The sequence below is a fragment of the Streptomyces sp. col6 genome (assembly GCF_008042035.1).
GTDB lineage: Bacteria > Actinomycetota > Actinomycetes > Streptomycetales > Streptomycetaceae > Streptomyces.
Window position 1 is genome coordinate 1 of the sequence record NZ_RDBL01000004.1, and the last position, 13,959, is coordinate 13,959.

Consider the following 13,959-nt stretch of genomic DNA (forward strand, 5'->3'; position numbering starts at 1 on the left):
CCCCACCCCCACCGCACCATCCCGCCGCCGGCGCCGGGGCAGGGCCTTCGGGTTCGCCGCGTTCGCCGTGTCGCTGCTCATGGCCGTCCCCACGGCGCAGACCGCCTTCGGGCAGGACGCGCAGGCCGTCGAGGGCGGCGGCGACCTCGGCCCGAACGTCATGGTGTTCGACCCGTCGACGCCGGACATCCAGGGCAAGGTCGACGAAGTGTTCAAGAAGCAGGAGTCGGCGCAGTTCGGCGACGGCCGCTACGCGCTGCTGTTCAAGCCGGGCACGTACGACAACATCAACGCGCAGATCGGCTTCTACACCTCGATCGCCGGGCTCGGGCTGAAGCCGGACGACACCACGTTCAACGGCGATGTCACCGTGGACGCGGGCTGGTTCAACGGCAACGCCACGCAGAACTTCTGGCGGTCGGCCGAGAACCTGGCGCTCAACCCGGTCAACGGCACCGACCGCTGGGCGGTCTCGCAGGCGGCCCCCTTCCGCCGGATGCACGTCAAGGGCGGACTGAATCTCGCCCCCGACGGCTACGGCTGGGCGAGCGGCGGGTACATCGCCGACAGCAAGATCGACGGCCAGGTCGGCCCGTACTCGCAGCAGCAGTGGTACACCCGCGACAGCTCCATCGGCAGCTGGGGCAACGGCGTCTGGAACATGACCTTCTCCGGCGTCGAGGGCGCACCGGCGCAGAGCTTCCCCGAACCGCCCTACACCACACTCGAGAACACCCCGGTCTCTCGCGAGAAGCCGTTCCTCTACCTGGACGGCGACGCCTACAAGGTGTTCGTCCCGGCCAAGCGCACCAACGCGCGCGGCACTTCCTGGGGCAACGGCACCCCGCAGGGCGAGTCCATCCCGCTGGACCAGTTCTACGTGGTGAAGCCGGGCGCGAGCGCGGAGACGATCAACGCGGCCGTGGACCAGGGCCTGCACCTGCTGTTCACGCCCGGGATCTACCACGTGGACCAGACGATCAACATCGACCGCGCCGACACGGTCGTGCTCGGGCTCGGCCTCGCCACGATCATCCCCGACAACGGGGTCACCGCCCTCAAGGTCGGTGACGTGGACGGCGTCAAGCTCGCGGGGCTGCTCATCGACGCGGGGACCACCAACTCCGACACCCTGGTGGAGGTCGGTCCCGAGGGCGCGTCCGCGAGCCACGCGGCCAACCCGACCAGCGTCCAGGACGTGTTCGTCCGGGTCGGCGGCGCCGGTGCCGGCAAGGCGACCACGGGCATGGTCATCAACAGCAACGACACGATCGTCGACCACACCTGGCTCTGGCGCGCCGACCACGGCGAAGGCATCGGCTGGGAGACCAACCGGGCCGACTACGGCCTCCAGGTCAACGGCGACAACGTCCTGGCCACCGGCCTGTTCGTCGAACACTTCAACAAGTACGACGTCCGCTGGTCCGGCGAGAACGGCAAGACCATCTTCTTCCAGAACGAGAAGGCCTACGACGCCCCGAACCAGGCGGCCGTCCAGAACGGTGACATCAAGGGCTTCGCGGCCTACAAGGTGGACGACTCGGTCACCACGCACGAGGGCTGGGGACTGGGGAGCTACTGCTACTTCAACGTCGATCCCAGCATCCGCCAGGACCACGGCTTGGAGGCGCCGGTGAAGCCCGGCGTGAAGTTCCACGACCTGCTCGTCGTCTCCCTCGGCGGCCAGGGCCAGTACAACCACGTCATCAACGACACGGGTTCGCCGACCTCGGGGACGGACACCGTGCCGTCACAGGTGGTGTCGTTCCCGTAGACGGCTCGCAGGTACGGGGCTCCGTCCGCCGGAGCCTTCCGCGAGGCCGCCCGTCCCGTCGCTTCCGACGGGGCGGGCGTCGTCGTGTCAGGGCCGGCCGCCCGCCATCAGGGATTCGAGTCCGGCGAGCCCTTCCAGGACGAACGCGCCCATGCCGCGCACCCCGATGGTGTCGATCCAGCGCTCGAAGGCGACCTTGAAGACGGCGATCCCCGCCTCGGCCGCCAGACCCGCCGCCGGTTCACTCACACCGCGCTCCCGCAGGGCCTCCCGCATCGCCGTGGCGAGCGAGGCGAGTTTCACCAGCTCGCGTTCCTGGAGCTCCGGGTTGGCCGTGATGATCCGCTGCCGCTGCCGGGCCTGCTCGTGGCGTTCGTCGAACACGGCCGCGGCCGCCTGGAGCGCCGCCGCCACCGCGTCCATCGGGGGCGCGGACGGGGGCGCCCCGGCGAGGCCGCTCACCAGGCGCTCCCGGAGCAGGGCGGAGCCCGCGAACAGCACTTCGCGCTTGTCGGCGTAGTGCCGGAAGAACGTGCGTTCCGTGAGGCCGGCCCGTTTGGCGATCTCGGTCACGGTCGTCTGCTCGTAACCCCGCTCGCCGTACAGCTCCATGGCGGCCTGCTCCAGCCTGCCGCGCGCGTTCGGCTCCCATCGACCCATAGGGCGAGTCTATGGGATGACAGTGACTGACATCAGGAGTACGCTCGATGACAGTCGCTGACATCGGGGTCCGGCCGCGCTTCCCGCCGCCCGGGTCGTCAGCCTGTTCCAGGAGGTTTCCTCATGCGTGTATTCATCACCGGCGCATCCGGGTGGATCGGTTCCGCCGTCGTTCCCGAGCTCATCGAGGCCGGTCACCAGGTGGTCGGGCTCGCCCGCTCGGAGGCGTCGGCCGAGGCGCTGGCCGCCGCGGGGGCCGAAGTGCGGCGCGGGTCGCTGGACGACCTGGACGTGCTGCGCGAAGCCGCCGCCGACGCGGACGGGGTGCTGCACCTCGCGTTCAAGCACGACATCGCGTTCTCCGGGGACTTCCAGGGCGCCACCGACGCGGACCGCCGGGCCATCGACGCCTTCGGGGACGCGCTCGCCGGCTCCGGCAAGCCCTTCGTCATCGCCTCCGGGCTGCTCGGGCTCGCCCCCGGCCGGGTCGCGACCGAGGAGGACGGGCAGAGCGCCGACCCGGGCGCGCCCGCCGGGGGTCCGGGCGGGCGGCAGGACAACGCGCGGGCGACCATCGCCCTCGCCTCCCGTGACGTCCGCTCGTCCGTCGTCCGGCTGCCTCCGACCGTCCACGGCGACGGGGACCAGGGCTTCGTCGCCTCCCTGATCGCCAACGCCCGCGCGAAGGGTGCCTCCGGTTACGTCGGCGACGGCTCCGGGCGCTGGCCGGCCGCGCACCGCTCGGACGTCGCCCACCTGTTCCGGCTGGCCCTGGAGGACGCCCCGGCCGGCACCACGCTGCACGCGGCGGCCGAGGAGGGCGTCCCGCTGCGGTCCGTCGCGGAGACCATCGGCAGCCACCTCGGCGTCCCCGTGGTCTCCGTCGCGCCCGAGGACGCGGCCGGTCACTTCGGCTGGCTGGGTGCCATGGTGAGCCTCGACTCCCCCGCCTCCAGCGCGCTGACCCGCGAACGGTTCGGCTGGAAGCCGGCCGGGCCGGAGCTCGTCGAGGACCTGGACCAGGGGCACTACTTCGGTGCGCCGGAGGCGTAACGCGTCACCCCGCCGTCCTCACTGGTCGTGGCGGTGCACAGCGCACACCGCCACGGCCCCGGCGGCCAGCGCCCACAGGGCGTAGACGGTCCAGGCGCCCACCTCCGCCCACGGGAAGAGCTCGGGCGGGGGCTGCGGAAGGGCGCCGCCCGTCAGACGGTCCCAGGCGCTGAACGGCAGGGTGTGCCGAAGCACCGCCGTCAGGTGGCGGCGGTCGCTGAGAACCATCGGGAGCAGGAGGAGCACCACCACGCACGCCACCACCGACGCCCCCGTGTGCCGGATCACCGTGCCGAGCGCCAGCCCCGCGAGCGCGGCGACCGGGGCGAGCAGCGCGGAGGCGGCGAGGGCCTGGAGCGTCCCGGGGTCGCCGAGGGCCACGGAGGCACCGCGTCCGGACAGGATCGCCTGCGTCGAGGCGAAGGAGGCGGCGGCGACAAGCACGCCGAAGGCCGCGCTGACGGCGGCGAGTACGAGTACCTTGGCGGCCATCACCGAACGCCGCGCGGGTACGGCGGTGAACGTCGTGCGGATGAGCCCGGTCCCGTACTCGCCGGTGACCGACACGGCACCGATCGCGGCGAGCGCCAGGACCAGCACCAGGGCGGCGTTGTCGGTGAAGGTGTCGACGAGCGCCAGACGGTGGGTGACGAAGAACTCCTGGCTGCCCTTGTCGTACTGGTACCAGTACTTGTAGTGGTCGTAGGCCGTACCGGCATTGAACGCGACGACGGCCAAGGCACTGAGCGCGTACAGCCAGGGCGTCGAGCGCAGCGACCATGTCTTCAGCCACTCGGCGGCGATCAGGTCGGTGAAGCGCGCGCGGGGCCCGTCGTGCGTCACGGGGGCGGCGGTCGCCGTGGTCATCGGGGGTCTCCTGCCAGGTACTGGACGCTGTCCGCGGTGAGTTCCATGAACGCCTCCTCCAGCGAGGCGCCGAGGGTGGTCAGTTCGTGGAGCAGGACCCGGTGGCGCAGGGCGAGTTCGCCGATGCGCTCGGCGGGGAGCCCGGTCACCGCGATCCGGTCGCCGTCGCCGGTCACCGAGGCGCCCTCGGCGGTCAGCAGCGGGGTCAGGGCCGCCGCGTCCGGGGTGCGGACGGTGACGCTCAGCCGGGTCGAGCGGGCGGCGAACGTGCTCAGGCTGTCGGCGGCGATGAGGGCGCCGCGCCCGATGACGACGAGCCGGTCGGCGGTGTGCTCCATCTCGGTCATCAGATGGCTGGAGACGAAGACGGTACGGCCTTCGGCGGCCAGCCGGCGGAACAGGCCGCGCACCCACAGCACGCCCTCCGGGTCGAGCCCGTTGAGCGGTTCGTCGAAGAGCAGGACGGGCGGGTCGCCGAGCAGGGCCGTGGCGATGCCGAGGCGCTGGCGCATCCCGAGCGAGAATCCGGCGACGCGGCGGCGGGCCGCCGCGGCGAGGCCCACTTCCTCCAGGATCTCGTCGACCCGGGCGCGGGGGATGCCGTTGCTCCGGGCCAGTACGGCGAGATGGGCGCGGGCGGTGCGGCCGCCGTGCACGTCGCCCGCGTCGAGCAGGGCGCCGACGTGGCGCAGTCCGCGTGCGTGCTCACGGAAGGGGCGGCCCCGGAGGGTGGCCGTTCCGGCGGTCGGCTCGACCAGGCCGAGGAGCATGCGCAGCGTGGTCGTCTTGCCGGCCCCGTTGGGCCCGAGGAATCCGGTCACCTCGCCCGGCCGGACGGTGAAGGTCAGGTCGTCGACGGCGGTGGCGCCGCCGTAGCGCTTGGTCAGTCCGTTGACTTCGATCACGGCAACCACCCTGCTGGCCGCGACCGGCGGTGTCGTCGGGCCGTCGCTGACATCCGGGCGGGCGGGACTGCACCCGTGGGTGTACAACCGTGGGCCGATGTGCGGGCGTTCGGCGCTGGCTACGCTCGGCACATGTCCTCGTCACCTGTCCTGCCCCTGCTCAAGCGCGTCCCACCGGGCGCGTGGGTGGCGGCTGCCTGGTACGCGGGCATGGTGCTGACCCTGCTGATGCGGGTGCGGCTCCCGGGCGAACAGCAGGCGTCCGTCATGCCCGGGGTCCTCTTCTACCGCTGGGACGGCCTGCTGACCCATCTGCTGTCCACGGGGCTGCTGATGGCGGGCTGCCTGTGGCTCACCCGTCGCCCGCTCGGTGCCATGGCGGTGCTCCTCGCCGCCTCCGCGCTCGCCACGATGCCGCTCGGGGTCACGGAGATACCCCTGGCGCAGTTCCTGGCCGTCGATCTCGCCCTGTACTTCACGGCCGCCGCGCGTCCGCTGCGCACGGGCGTCCTCGCTCTCGTCATGTCGGTCGTCGTCCTGGTCGTCTTCGTGAGCGGCCGGGCGCTCGCCGGATGGCCCGCGGGTATGTCGGCGGAGGTGGCCGTTGCGCTGACGTCGGTCGTCGCCTGGCTGGTGGGCCGCTCGGTGTACGAGAGCCGCAGGCACGACGCGGACCTCACGGCCAGGGCCACCGACCGGGCACTCGTCGCTGAACGGCTGCGCATCGCCCGCGAGATGCACGACATCGTGGCGCACAGCGTCGGCATCATCGCCCTCCAGGCGGGCGCCGCGGCCAGGGTCGTGCACACCCAGCCGGACGCCGCCCGGGAGGCGATGAGCGCGGTGGAGACGGCGGGTCGGGAGACGCTGTCGGGGCTGCGCCGGATGCTGGGCGCCCTGCGGGAGACCGGGCCGGGCCAGGAGCCGTCGGGTCGCGAACACGCACCGCTGCGCCCCGCCGACTGCCTGGCCGACGTCGACCGGCTCGCCCGCGTCACGACCGCGGCCGGGGTCCGGGTCGACGTGGAATGGCGGGGCGAACGGCGCGTCCTGCCGCCCGAGCTGGAGCTGTCGGCGTTCCGGGTCATCCAGGAGTCGGTGACCAACGTCGTCCGTCACGCGGAGACCGACGCCTGCCGGGTCCGCGTCTCGTACGGCCCCGAGGAGCTGGCCGTCGAGATCACGGACCGGGGCCGGGGCGCCGGGCGGGGTACGTCCTCGGGGTTCGGCCTTGTCGGGATGCGGGAGCGGGTGGCTCTGCTGCACGGTGAGTTCACGGCCGCGCCGGTGCCGGGCGGGGGCTTCCGGGTGACGGCCCGGCTGCCGGTGCCGGCGTGCGAGCCCGTGCGGGAGGCGATATCCGGGCTGCCGGAGCGGGGGCCGGAGCCTGTACGGGAGGGGGCACCCACCCCTCGTGACCCGCAAGGGTTCACTTTTCGCGATCAAGTTGCGACGCGGGGTAGTCGCGCTCTAGCTTCGGCGAGGACAGAAGCAAAGACGGCCCCCGCCGGTGCGCAAACACCGCCAGGGGCCTGACCACCTCGATCGAGGCTAAGGACGATCAGATGGCTGCCAGCCAGTTTAGTGGCGCGCCCGCGCCCGACCACCCGATGGCCAACCCCGGTTACGGCAAGCGTTCCGCCCCGGACCAACGCCCCCGTACAGGCGCTGATTTCACGCACCTCGCGCCCCGCGACGCCGCGATCGCCGCGTACATCGACGGGCTGTGCGACGGGGCCGACATCTCCGTGAAGACGCTCGCGAAGGCACTCCCGTACGGCCAGTGCGCGATCCGCACCACGTTGAACCGGCTCCAGGAGGCGGGCCACCTGCGCCGGGGCAGCGAGTGCGTGGTGAGCGGGGAGAGCCTGCTGTGGGTGACGCGTACGTTCTTCTCGCGCACGGCGCGGGACGACGCGTGGTGGGCGGCGTACGGCCGGGGCGACGTACCGAAGGACACCCAACGGGTTACGCGTTCCCGCGCGTTCATCCTGCTGGCCGCGCTGGGCCGCACAGCGCCCGCGCTGTCGCTGTCGCACCGGGACTGCGTGGCGCTGGAACCGCAGATGACGGAGTGGCTGCGGCGGGGTGCCACGGAACCCGAAATCCTCCAGGCCCTCACCACCGGCCTCCCGGACCGCGTCCACCACCCGGCCGCCCTCGTCGCCACCCGCCTCCGCACCAAGCTGCCCCCGTCGCGCGAACCACGTACGGTCCTGCGCACCCTGGAATGCAGCGAGTGCCGCGTCCCCGGCACGGCCGACGCCCTGACAGGTGGCAAGTGCCGTACATGCCGGGGGAATCCGGCCCGCCGAACCCCGGGCCTCCCGCCCCAGAAGGTCCGGGCCCGGGCCCGAGCCGTACGAGCGGGACTGCTCCCGAAGGCGGACCGCCCCAAGCGCTGAGGGACCGGCTCGGCGAGAAAGGGCGATCGCCGCCGAGGGCTAGAGTGTTCGAGCGGGATGCGCAGGCCCCGAGTTCGAGAAGGTGCGCGATGAAGCTGTCCCCGCTGCTCCCGATGCCGGCCCCGAAGCCGGACGGCCGGGGCCCGGCGATGGACGGGATGCAGCCGGACTACGCCCGTTCCTACGCCCAGAATCCGCGGCTGGCCGACGAAGTCGTCAACTACCGGCGCTGGGAATGGAAACAGATGTACTCCTCCCTGGACGCCAAGCAGAGGGCGACCCCGGACGACCTCGACGTGTATCGCCTCCAGGCCGACGTCTACCTGGTCAACGGCGCGTTCCAGGAGGCTGTTTCCCAGCTCGACCAGGTCCTGCGCCGCAAGCCCGACGACATCCACGCCCTGGCGATCACCGCGCTGGTCCAGCGGTTCATGGGCGAGGACGACGACGCGGAATGCCGCATGTCCCACTTGCGACAGCGCGCACCGGCCGCCGCCGCCGACCTTCGGCATTTCATCCGAACCACCGATGCCGACCAGTACGCCACGTTCCGCCCGGAACCGCACCCCGACGCGAACCCTGACGTGATCGCGGTGTTCGGCCAGTCCCCCAACCCGGACGGCACCCCCTCGCCGGGGCTCCTCCTGCGGATGGCGAAGGCCGAGGAGATGGCCGCCCGCTTCCGCGCGGCACGGATTGTCGTGAGCGGCGCCGCGATCCGCGGCCCGGAGCCCGAGGCCGGCTTCATGCGCGACCTGCTGGTCCGGCAGGGTGTCGACCCGACGCGGATCCTCACCGACGACAAGGCCCGCGACACGGTCGGCAACGCGATCGGCATCGTCGCCGCCTGCCGGGAGTACGGGCTCCATGACGTCCTCGCGGTGAGCGCCCTGTCGCACCTGCCCAGGGCCGTGACGACGCTCAAGGCCCTCGCCCGCCGGTGTCGCTGGACGATGACGGTCGACGCCGCCGGCAGCGGGGAGAACGCCGAGCCGTCGAGGCAGGTGCGCGAGCGCCGCTACACCTACGTCACCGCCGCCCGCGCGGCCGGCCTGTTCGAGCGGGACGACTTCGCGAAGTACGCCGAGCACTGAGCCGAGCACGGCCCTGTGCCGCGGTCGATCGACCCCGGCCCCGGTCGGCCCCTCAGATCCGCAGTGCCCCCGCGAACGCCGTGTGGCCCACGCCCGCGCGGCTGATCGCGAGCCAGCCGTGGCCGCGCAGGGTCGTGTCGTCGTCGATGTCCTCCGGGACCAGGGAGAGGGCCCAGGCCGCGCCGTTGGTGTCGGTCTCCGTGGTGGCGTTCGGCGCGTACTCCTCGGCGGGGTCGTAGTCGGGATCGTCGGTGAGGGGGGTCTCCCAGTCCATGGGCTCGCCCACCCACTCGGGGGACTCGTTACGCCGGTACCGGCGGCGCAGCACTCCGTCGAGGGCGACCGCCCAGATCATCGAGTCGCTGTGCTCGTCCTGGGCGAAGAACTGCGCCTGGCCGCAGGCCGCGCTGATGCGCTCGATGACGTCGGTGTACTTCCAGACCGCCGGCGAGAGCGGGGTGTTCGCGTAGACGAGCCGCCAGCCGTCCAGCTCCGGCGTGACGAAGACCCGGTACGCGGTGTGCCGCGTACCGTCCGGGTCCGTGACGTCCACGGAGTCGTTCTCCGCGGCGGAGAGGCCCATCGAGAGCGTGCAGGGGATGCGGTCGTGGAGCCCCATTGCCTCGAAGAGACCGTCGTACGTGGCCCCGGGGACGGCGATCCACTGGTGGTCGGGCAGGGCCTCCGGGATGTCCAGAGCCGCCTTGACGCGGATGAGCCGTTGCAGGGCGCGGCGGTCCCGCTCGTCCAGCAGGTCCGCCTCGCCGATGACCGCGAGGGCGGTGAGCGCGTGCCGCCTCAGACGGGCGGGGCCGTTGCGGCGGATGCCCGCCAGCACGGGGCCGCTTCCCGCACCGATGGCTCGGACCGTCTGCGCGGCGGTGTACCGGGTGGAGCTGTCGGGGGCGTTGAGGAACGGGATGACGTCGGTCAGCGCGACGGCGGCGGCCTCGCCCAGGTTCTCCAGGCCGCCCAGCGCCTGATGCCGGACTTCCTTCACGGGATGCGCCAGCGCCGCCCGGTACTGCGGAACGCACCGCTCGTCGAAGCCGCGCAGCACATGCCCCAGCTCCCACCAGTCGGGCACCTTGTCCGCGCGGGTCCGGGCCGCCACCGCGACGTCGAACGCGGGCGGTCCGATCAGGCGCAGGGCGTCCCGCAGCCCCCACAACGCGGACCGGGAGACGGTGCCGACGGCGGCGACGAGGCCGGGGGCCGCGTCGGCACCCGGTTCGGCGAGCCGCCGGACGATCGCGTCGACCGGCTCCCTGTCCTTCGTGGCCCGTTGGAGCTCGGCTATCAGCGCGTCCTGATCCATGCGGAGACGATATCCAGGGCGGCTGGAGGCGCATCCCGCGTCGCCGCGTGTCCTGGGCCGGTCGCGGTGCTGTTCCAAGTCCATTGCAGGCGGCACCGGTTGGCGGATGAAGCCGTACGTTCTCGTCCTGTCATACCCGACGAGAACGAGTGAAGAGGATGCGCATGTCACATCGCTCCACCACCCGCCCCAGCACGTCGAAGCCCCGCCGGCTCCGCATGGCTGTGGCGTCCGCCGGAGTGTCGCTGCTGGCGATCAGCGGCACCATGCTGGCGACCGCCCCGAGCGCTTCGGCGACGGGTAAGTCGGCCTGCACCGTCACGTACGACCTGCCCGGCTACACCACCTCGGGCTCGGTCAACCTGCGGACCTCGCCCACCACGAACTCCACGTCCAAGGGCCTGCTCTCCAAGGGCACCGGCTTCGACGCGATCTGCGGCAAGGGCAACTGGGTGTACGCCTACATCCGCAGCGGCGCCCACAAGTACACGTACGGCTGGGTCTACAGCTCGTACGTCCGCATCGGCGGCTAGGAAGCTGTTCCGGACGCGCCCCTGGAGGTCCCTCGCACACCCCCTGGGGCGCGTCCGGCGGTTCGGAGGAACGTGCGGACGGTCGGCCCACCGCAGTTGCCGGGACACCGGCCGGCCCCGCTCGCCGCGTCACGCGCCGGGGTCGACCTCGGGGTGCGTGAACCGCACCGGCTTGCCCAGCGAGCGGGCGTAGGCGATCTCCGCCCGCGTGCTGTCCCCGATGTAGTCGCCGACCACGAGCACCTCATCGGCGAGCCGGATCTTCGCCCGGTGCAGCTCGTCGAGCCGCGCCTTCAGCGCTTCGGCCCCGGCCGGATCGGACCAGAGCGCGTGCGGCGACTTCATGTCGCAACCGGGCTTGACTACGATCCGCCCTGCCGCGGTCTCCCGCAGATCGGCCTCGGCCATCTCGGCCATGAAACGGGTGGAACCGCAGATCACGACGGTGCGCGGGAGGTCCAGACGCCTCTTCGCGTCGGCGAGTGCCTGCTCGGGGGTGAGCGGCTGCGGGTGGGACACGGGTTCCTCCTCGTGGTGGCGTCCGCCTGCACGACGGACGGCGACTTCGACATGATCGCCGCGCTCACCGGCCAGCCCGCCGAGTGGGTCGTCCCGCCGGGCAGCGCCGACCGGTGACCCGGGGCCTCCGAGCCCCTACGCCGTACGCAGCACCGCGAACGCCCCCCGCACCACCGCGTCCTCCGGCGTGCGCCACTGCCCCGACACATGGCCCGTCGTGCCCTCCGGCAGCGGGCCGCCGGGGTGCAGGACGCGGTTCAGGCGCAGGATCGCGCCCGTGACGGACAGGTCCGTGCCCTCCGGGGTGTCGGTGGCCTCGGCGATGACGGTGCCGAAGGGGCCACCGGTGCTGGAGTGGGTGACCGTCGGGTCCGGGGTGTCGGTCTCGCTCTGGGCCTGCGGCTCCGCGCGCCCGTCGAGCAGGGCGAACAACTGCGCCGCGAGGACCGGGTCGTGGGCCCCGTCGTACACCCAGCGCTTCCCGAGCACCCCGTGCTCGGTCGTGCCGACGAGCGCGTCCTCGGCGCCCGCGAGCGGCGCGCCCCGGTAGGTCAGCGGCACGAAGTACGCCACCGGATCGGCGCCCGAGGTGTCGGTGACCACCATCAGCTCGATGCCCACCTCGCCCTGCGGATCGTCCAGCCGGAACCCGCCCGACCTGTCCAGGTCCGGGCGCGCGGAGCCCGCGTACCAGGGCCGGGCCGGAAGCCAGGCGGTGAGCAGTTCGAGCTTGGTCGGCGACAGCGTGGTGCGATGGATGACGGCCATACCGGTGGTCTCTCCCGTACGTCGAGTGGACGGCTGGTTGCCTTGCGCGCGGGGCCCGTTGCGCACCCGCGCGCTGGGTCGAGCGTATGCAACCAGCCGTCCACGGGGCCGTCCGGCGGTCAGGAAACCGTCACCACGCCCCCGGCGCCGGCGGCGGCACGACCTCCGGCCGGTCGTCGCAGGTGATCGTGTTGGGCAGGAGCCACGGCGCGAGCCAGCCGCCGTCGTTGCCGCCCCGGTCCGTCAGGGCGAACTCCGACCCGGTCGAGGGGAAGTTGAACGAGCCGCAGTTGTTGACGCCCACCGCGCCCACGTTCCGCGCGTCCACGTTCTCGAAGGTGGCGTCGCCCGCCGCGCGGGCACTCAGGACCGAGGTGCCCGTGCCGTCGACGCGGAGGTCCTTGAAGTGGATGTTCCTGATCACGTACTGGTCCTTCACCGCCCAGTCCGAGACCAGCATCAGCGCGTTGTAGGTGCTGTCCAGGAAGTCGTTGCCGGTGACCCGGATGTCGGCGCCGTCGATGCTCCGGTCCAGGGCGAAGACCCACAGCGCCCCGAGGCCGATCTTCCAGTTGAGTTCGTACGTGCCCGCGCGGACCGTGGTGTTACGGGCCAGCTCCACCTTCCCCGCGAACGGTTCCGCGCCGAAGCGGGCGCCGAGGTGCAGGGCGCTGCCCTCGCGGACCGGGTCCGCGACCAGGTTGTCCGCGACCGTGATGTCCGTGCCGCCGTAGATCGCGATGCCGTTGGCGAGAACCGGCGTCTGGACGGTGTTGTGGTCGAAGGTGTTGCGGGCGTTGGTCGTCTTCTCGGCCCACATCGCGAGGCCGTCGTCGCCCGAGTTGCGTACGAAGGTATTCGTGACGCGTGAACCGGTCACGCCCGTGTGGAAGTTGACGGCGTCCGCGATCTGGTCGGTGATCATCGTGTCCGCGACCCGCAGGTTATTCATCGGGCCGTCGAACCACATACCGACCTTGGTGTGGCTGATGTGCAGGCCGGTGATCGTCGAATCGCTCATCGCGCCACCGATCGCGTTGACCTGGTCGGTGTCGATGCGTTCGCGCACGTCGCCCTCGATGGCGAAGCCGGACAGGTGCACGTTACGGCTGCCGCCCTCGGCCGCGGACTTCCCGTAGAAGCCGACGCCGGTGTGCGTGGAGCCGTCGGTGGCCGGCTCGTCGAGCGCGACCTCGCGGCCCTTGATCTTCGTGTACCAGTTCCCCGCGCCGGTGATCGTGACGTCGTCGACGACGATGTGCCGGTCCACGCGGTACGTCCCCGGCGGGATGTACACCTTCAGGTGCGTGCGCCGGGCGAACGCGATGGCCTTCTCGATCGCGCCGGCCGCGTCCCGCCGCCCGGTCGGATCGGCCCCGAACGCGAGGACGTCGGCGGCCAGCAGCTCGACATGCGGCAGCCCGACGCGCTCCGAGTCCAGCAGGTCGATCGCCGTCCACGCGGCCCGGCTCCCGGCGGGCACGGTCAGCCGTACGGTGTCGCCCGCGCGGTACGTACGGCCGAGCAGGAGGCGCTGCTCGTCGTAGAAGTGGCTGGGCCTGAACGGCTTGTCGACGACCGGGGCGGGTGTGGTCGCGGAGGGTACGCACGAGCACTCCGTGATCCACCAGTCCGGGTGGAGCAGCCCGGCGCCCGGGTCGTTGGAGAACGGGTACTGGTTGTAGAGCCAGGAGTACTGCGAGGTCAGCGTCATCGTGGACCGCTTGGCGCCGTTCACCGAGACGTCCAGCGGGGCCGTGATCCCGCCGCCGCCCGGCGCGTCCGGGATGCTGTAGCGCACGGTGATCGCGTTGGCCGCCGAGGGCAGCGTGAACTCCACGTGCTGACCGGGCGCCAGCTTGACCGCCTTGCGGCCCGACGCCTCGGAGGGCAGCGTGTACGCCTCCCGGTCCGGGCCGATGACCGTGCCGTCGGTGACCGCGTTCTCGGCCTCCTGCTCGGCGAAGGCCACCTTGGCGCCGCGCCCCTGGACCAGGGCGGGGTCGAGGGCGGCGCCAAGGTGGCCTTCGCCGAGCAGGAGGCCGAGAACGCGGTCACCGACG

General features: G+C 72.1%; 14 protein-coding genes. 7 read left to right on the forward strand and 7 right to left on the reverse strand.

The window, feature by feature from the left end; translation table 11 throughout:
• A partial coding sequence (locus EAO73_RS03470; RefSeq protein ID WP_224756163.1) for a coagulation factor 5/8 type domain-containing protein occupies nucleotides 1-1,774 on the forward strand: 1,774 nt, incomplete at its 5' end.
• Between the two features lie 87 nt (nucleotides 1,775-1,861).
• On the opposite strand, the gene EAO73_RS03475 is transcribed toward EAO73_RS03470, so the two are convergent.
• Nucleotides 1,862-2,386, reverse strand: coding sequence for a TetR/AcrR family transcriptional regulator (locus tag EAO73_RS03475; protein WP_147970036.1), 525 nt, complete (start codon nucleotides 2,384-2,386; stop codon nucleotides 1,862-1,864).
• A gap of 171 nt (nucleotides 2,387-2,557) precedes the next feature.
• On the opposite strand from EAO73_RS03475, the gene EAO73_RS03480 reads away from it, so the two are divergent.
• Nucleotides 2,558-3,487 (forward strand): SDR family oxidoreductase, encoded by a 930-nt coding sequence (locus tag EAO73_RS03480; RefSeq protein ID WP_147970025.1) that lies wholly within the window; start codon nucleotides 2,558-2,560, stop codon nucleotides 3,485-3,487.
• Nucleotides 3,488-3,505: 18 nt separating this feature from the next.
• Here the strand turns inward: EAO73_RS03480 and EAO73_RS03485 are convergent, their stop codons facing one another.
• Together EAO73_RS03485 and EAO73_RS03490 are read right to left on the reverse strand one after the other, a co-directional pair.
• On the reverse strand, nucleotides 3,506-4,354 hold the full coding sequence (locus EAO73_RS03485) for an ABC transporter permease (protein ID WP_147970026.1): 849 nt from the start codon (nucleotides 4,352-4,354) through the stop codon (nucleotides 3,506-3,508).
• Nucleotides 4,351-5,259, reverse strand: a complete 909-nt coding sequence (locus tag EAO73_RS03490) for an ABC transporter ATP-binding protein (RefSeq protein ID WP_147970027.1) — start codon at nucleotides 5,257-5,259, stop codon at nucleotides 4,351-4,353. Before EAO73_RS03490 ends, EAO73_RS03485 begins: the two co-directional genes overlap by 4 nt.
• A 132-nt stretch (nucleotides 5,260-5,391) precedes the next feature.
• Between EAO73_RS03490 and EAO73_RS03495 the strand changes: the two genes are divergently transcribed.
• From EAO73_RS03495 to EAO73_RS03505, 3 genes are all read left to right on the forward strand, one after another.
• Nucleotides 5,392-6,795 (forward strand): sensor histidine kinase, encoded by a 1,404-nt coding sequence (locus EAO73_RS03495; protein ID WP_224756165.1) that lies wholly within the window; start codon nucleotides 5,392-5,394, stop codon nucleotides 6,793-6,795.
• Nucleotides 6,796-6,824: 29 nt separating this feature from the next.
• The gene (locus tag EAO73_RS03500; protein WP_147970028.1) at nucleotides 6,825-7,664 is read left to right on the forward strand and encodes a hypothetical protein; all 840 of its coding nucleotides are present in this window, start codon (nucleotides 6,825-6,827) and stop codon (nucleotides 7,662-7,664) included.
• 89 nt (nucleotides 7,665-7,753) lie between these two features.
• On the forward strand, nucleotides 7,754-8,758 hold the full coding sequence (locus tag EAO73_RS03505; RefSeq protein WP_191133922.1) for a YdcF family protein: 1,005 nt from the start codon (nucleotides 7,754-7,756) through the stop codon (nucleotides 8,756-8,758).
• Nucleotides 8,759-8,810: 52 nt separating this feature from the next.
• Here the strand turns inward: EAO73_RS03505 and EAO73_RS03510 are convergent, their stop codons facing one another.
• The gene (locus EAO73_RS03510) at nucleotides 8,811-10,076 is read right to left on the reverse strand and encodes a hypothetical protein (protein ID WP_147970030.1); all 1,266 of its coding nucleotides are present in this window, start codon (nucleotides 10,074-10,076) and stop codon (nucleotides 8,811-8,813) included.
• Nucleotides 10,077-10,240: 164 nt separating this feature from the next.
• Between EAO73_RS03510 and EAO73_RS03515 the strand changes: the two genes are divergently transcribed.
• Nucleotides 10,241-10,609, forward strand: coding sequence for an SH3 domain-containing protein (locus tag EAO73_RS03515; RefSeq protein WP_191133923.1), 369 nt, complete (start codon nucleotides 10,241-10,243; stop codon nucleotides 10,607-10,609).
• A gap of 129 nt (nucleotides 10,610-10,738) precedes the next feature.
• Here EAO73_RS03515 and EAO73_RS03520 read toward each other — a convergent pair whose 3' ends face one another.
• Entirely contained in the window at nucleotides 10,739-11,128 is a 390-nt protein-coding gene (locus tag EAO73_RS03520) for a hypothetical protein (protein WP_147970032.1), read from the reverse strand.
• Here EAO73_RS03520 and EAO73_RS37070 point away from each other — a divergent pair.
• Nucleotides 11,120-11,245: a hypothetical protein gene (locus tag EAO73_RS37070; RefSeq protein ID WP_263576291.1), complete on the forward strand. Its 126-nt coding sequence runs from the start codon at nucleotides 11,120-11,122 to the stop codon at nucleotides 11,243-11,245. The two genes, EAO73_RS03520 and EAO73_RS37070, sit on opposite strands and share 9 nt — an antisense overlap.
• Before the next feature lie 18 nt (nucleotides 11,246-11,263).
• On the opposite strand, the gene EAO73_RS03530 is transcribed toward EAO73_RS37070, so the two are convergent.
• On the reverse strand, nucleotides 11,264-11,896 hold the full coding sequence (locus EAO73_RS03530) for a maltokinase N-terminal cap-like domain-containing protein (protein ID WP_147970033.1): 633 nt from the start codon (nucleotides 11,894-11,896) through the stop codon (nucleotides 11,264-11,266).
• A gap of 130 nt (nucleotides 11,897-12,026) precedes the next feature.
• Nucleotides 12,027-13,959: glycosyl hydrolase family 28-related protein (locus EAO73_RS03535; protein ID WP_147970034.1), on the reverse strand; the 1,933-nt coding region annotated here is incomplete at its 5' end.

Coding starts and splice junctions, on each gene's coding strand:
- EAO73_RS03475 (WP_147970036.1), bottom strand. CDS start 2,386: ATGGAGCTGTACGGCGAGCGGGGTTACGAGCAGACGACCGTGACCGAG.
- EAO73_RS03480 (WP_147970025.1), top strand. CDS start 2,558: ATGCGTGTATTCATCACCGGCGCATCCGGGTGGATCGGTTCCGCCGTC.
- EAO73_RS03485 (WP_147970026.1), bottom strand. CDS start 4,354: ATGACCACGGCGACCGCCGCCCCCGTGACGCACGACGGGCCCCGCGCG.
- EAO73_RS03495 (WP_224756165.1), top strand. CDS start 5,392: ATGTCCTCGTCACCTGTCCTGCCCCTGCTCAAGCGCGTCCCACCGGGC.
- EAO73_RS03500 (WP_147970028.1), top strand. CDS start 6,825: ATGGCTGCCAGCCAGTTTAGTGGCGCGCCCGCGCCCGACCACCCGATG.
- EAO73_RS03505 (WP_191133922.1), top strand. CDS start 7,754: ATGAAGCTGTCCCCGCTGCTCCCGATGCCGGCCCCGAAGCCGGACGGC.
- EAO73_RS03510 (WP_147970030.1), bottom strand. CDS start 10,076: ATGGATCAGGACGCGCTGATAGCCGAGCTCCAACGGGCCACGAAGGAC.
- EAO73_RS03515 (WP_191133923.1), top strand. CDS start 10,241: ATGTCACATCGCTCCACCACCCGCCCCAGCACGTCGAAGCCCCGCCGG.
- EAO73_RS03530 (WP_147970033.1), bottom strand. CDS start 11,896: ATGGCCGTCATCCATCGCACCACGCTGTCGCCGACCAAGCTCGAACTG.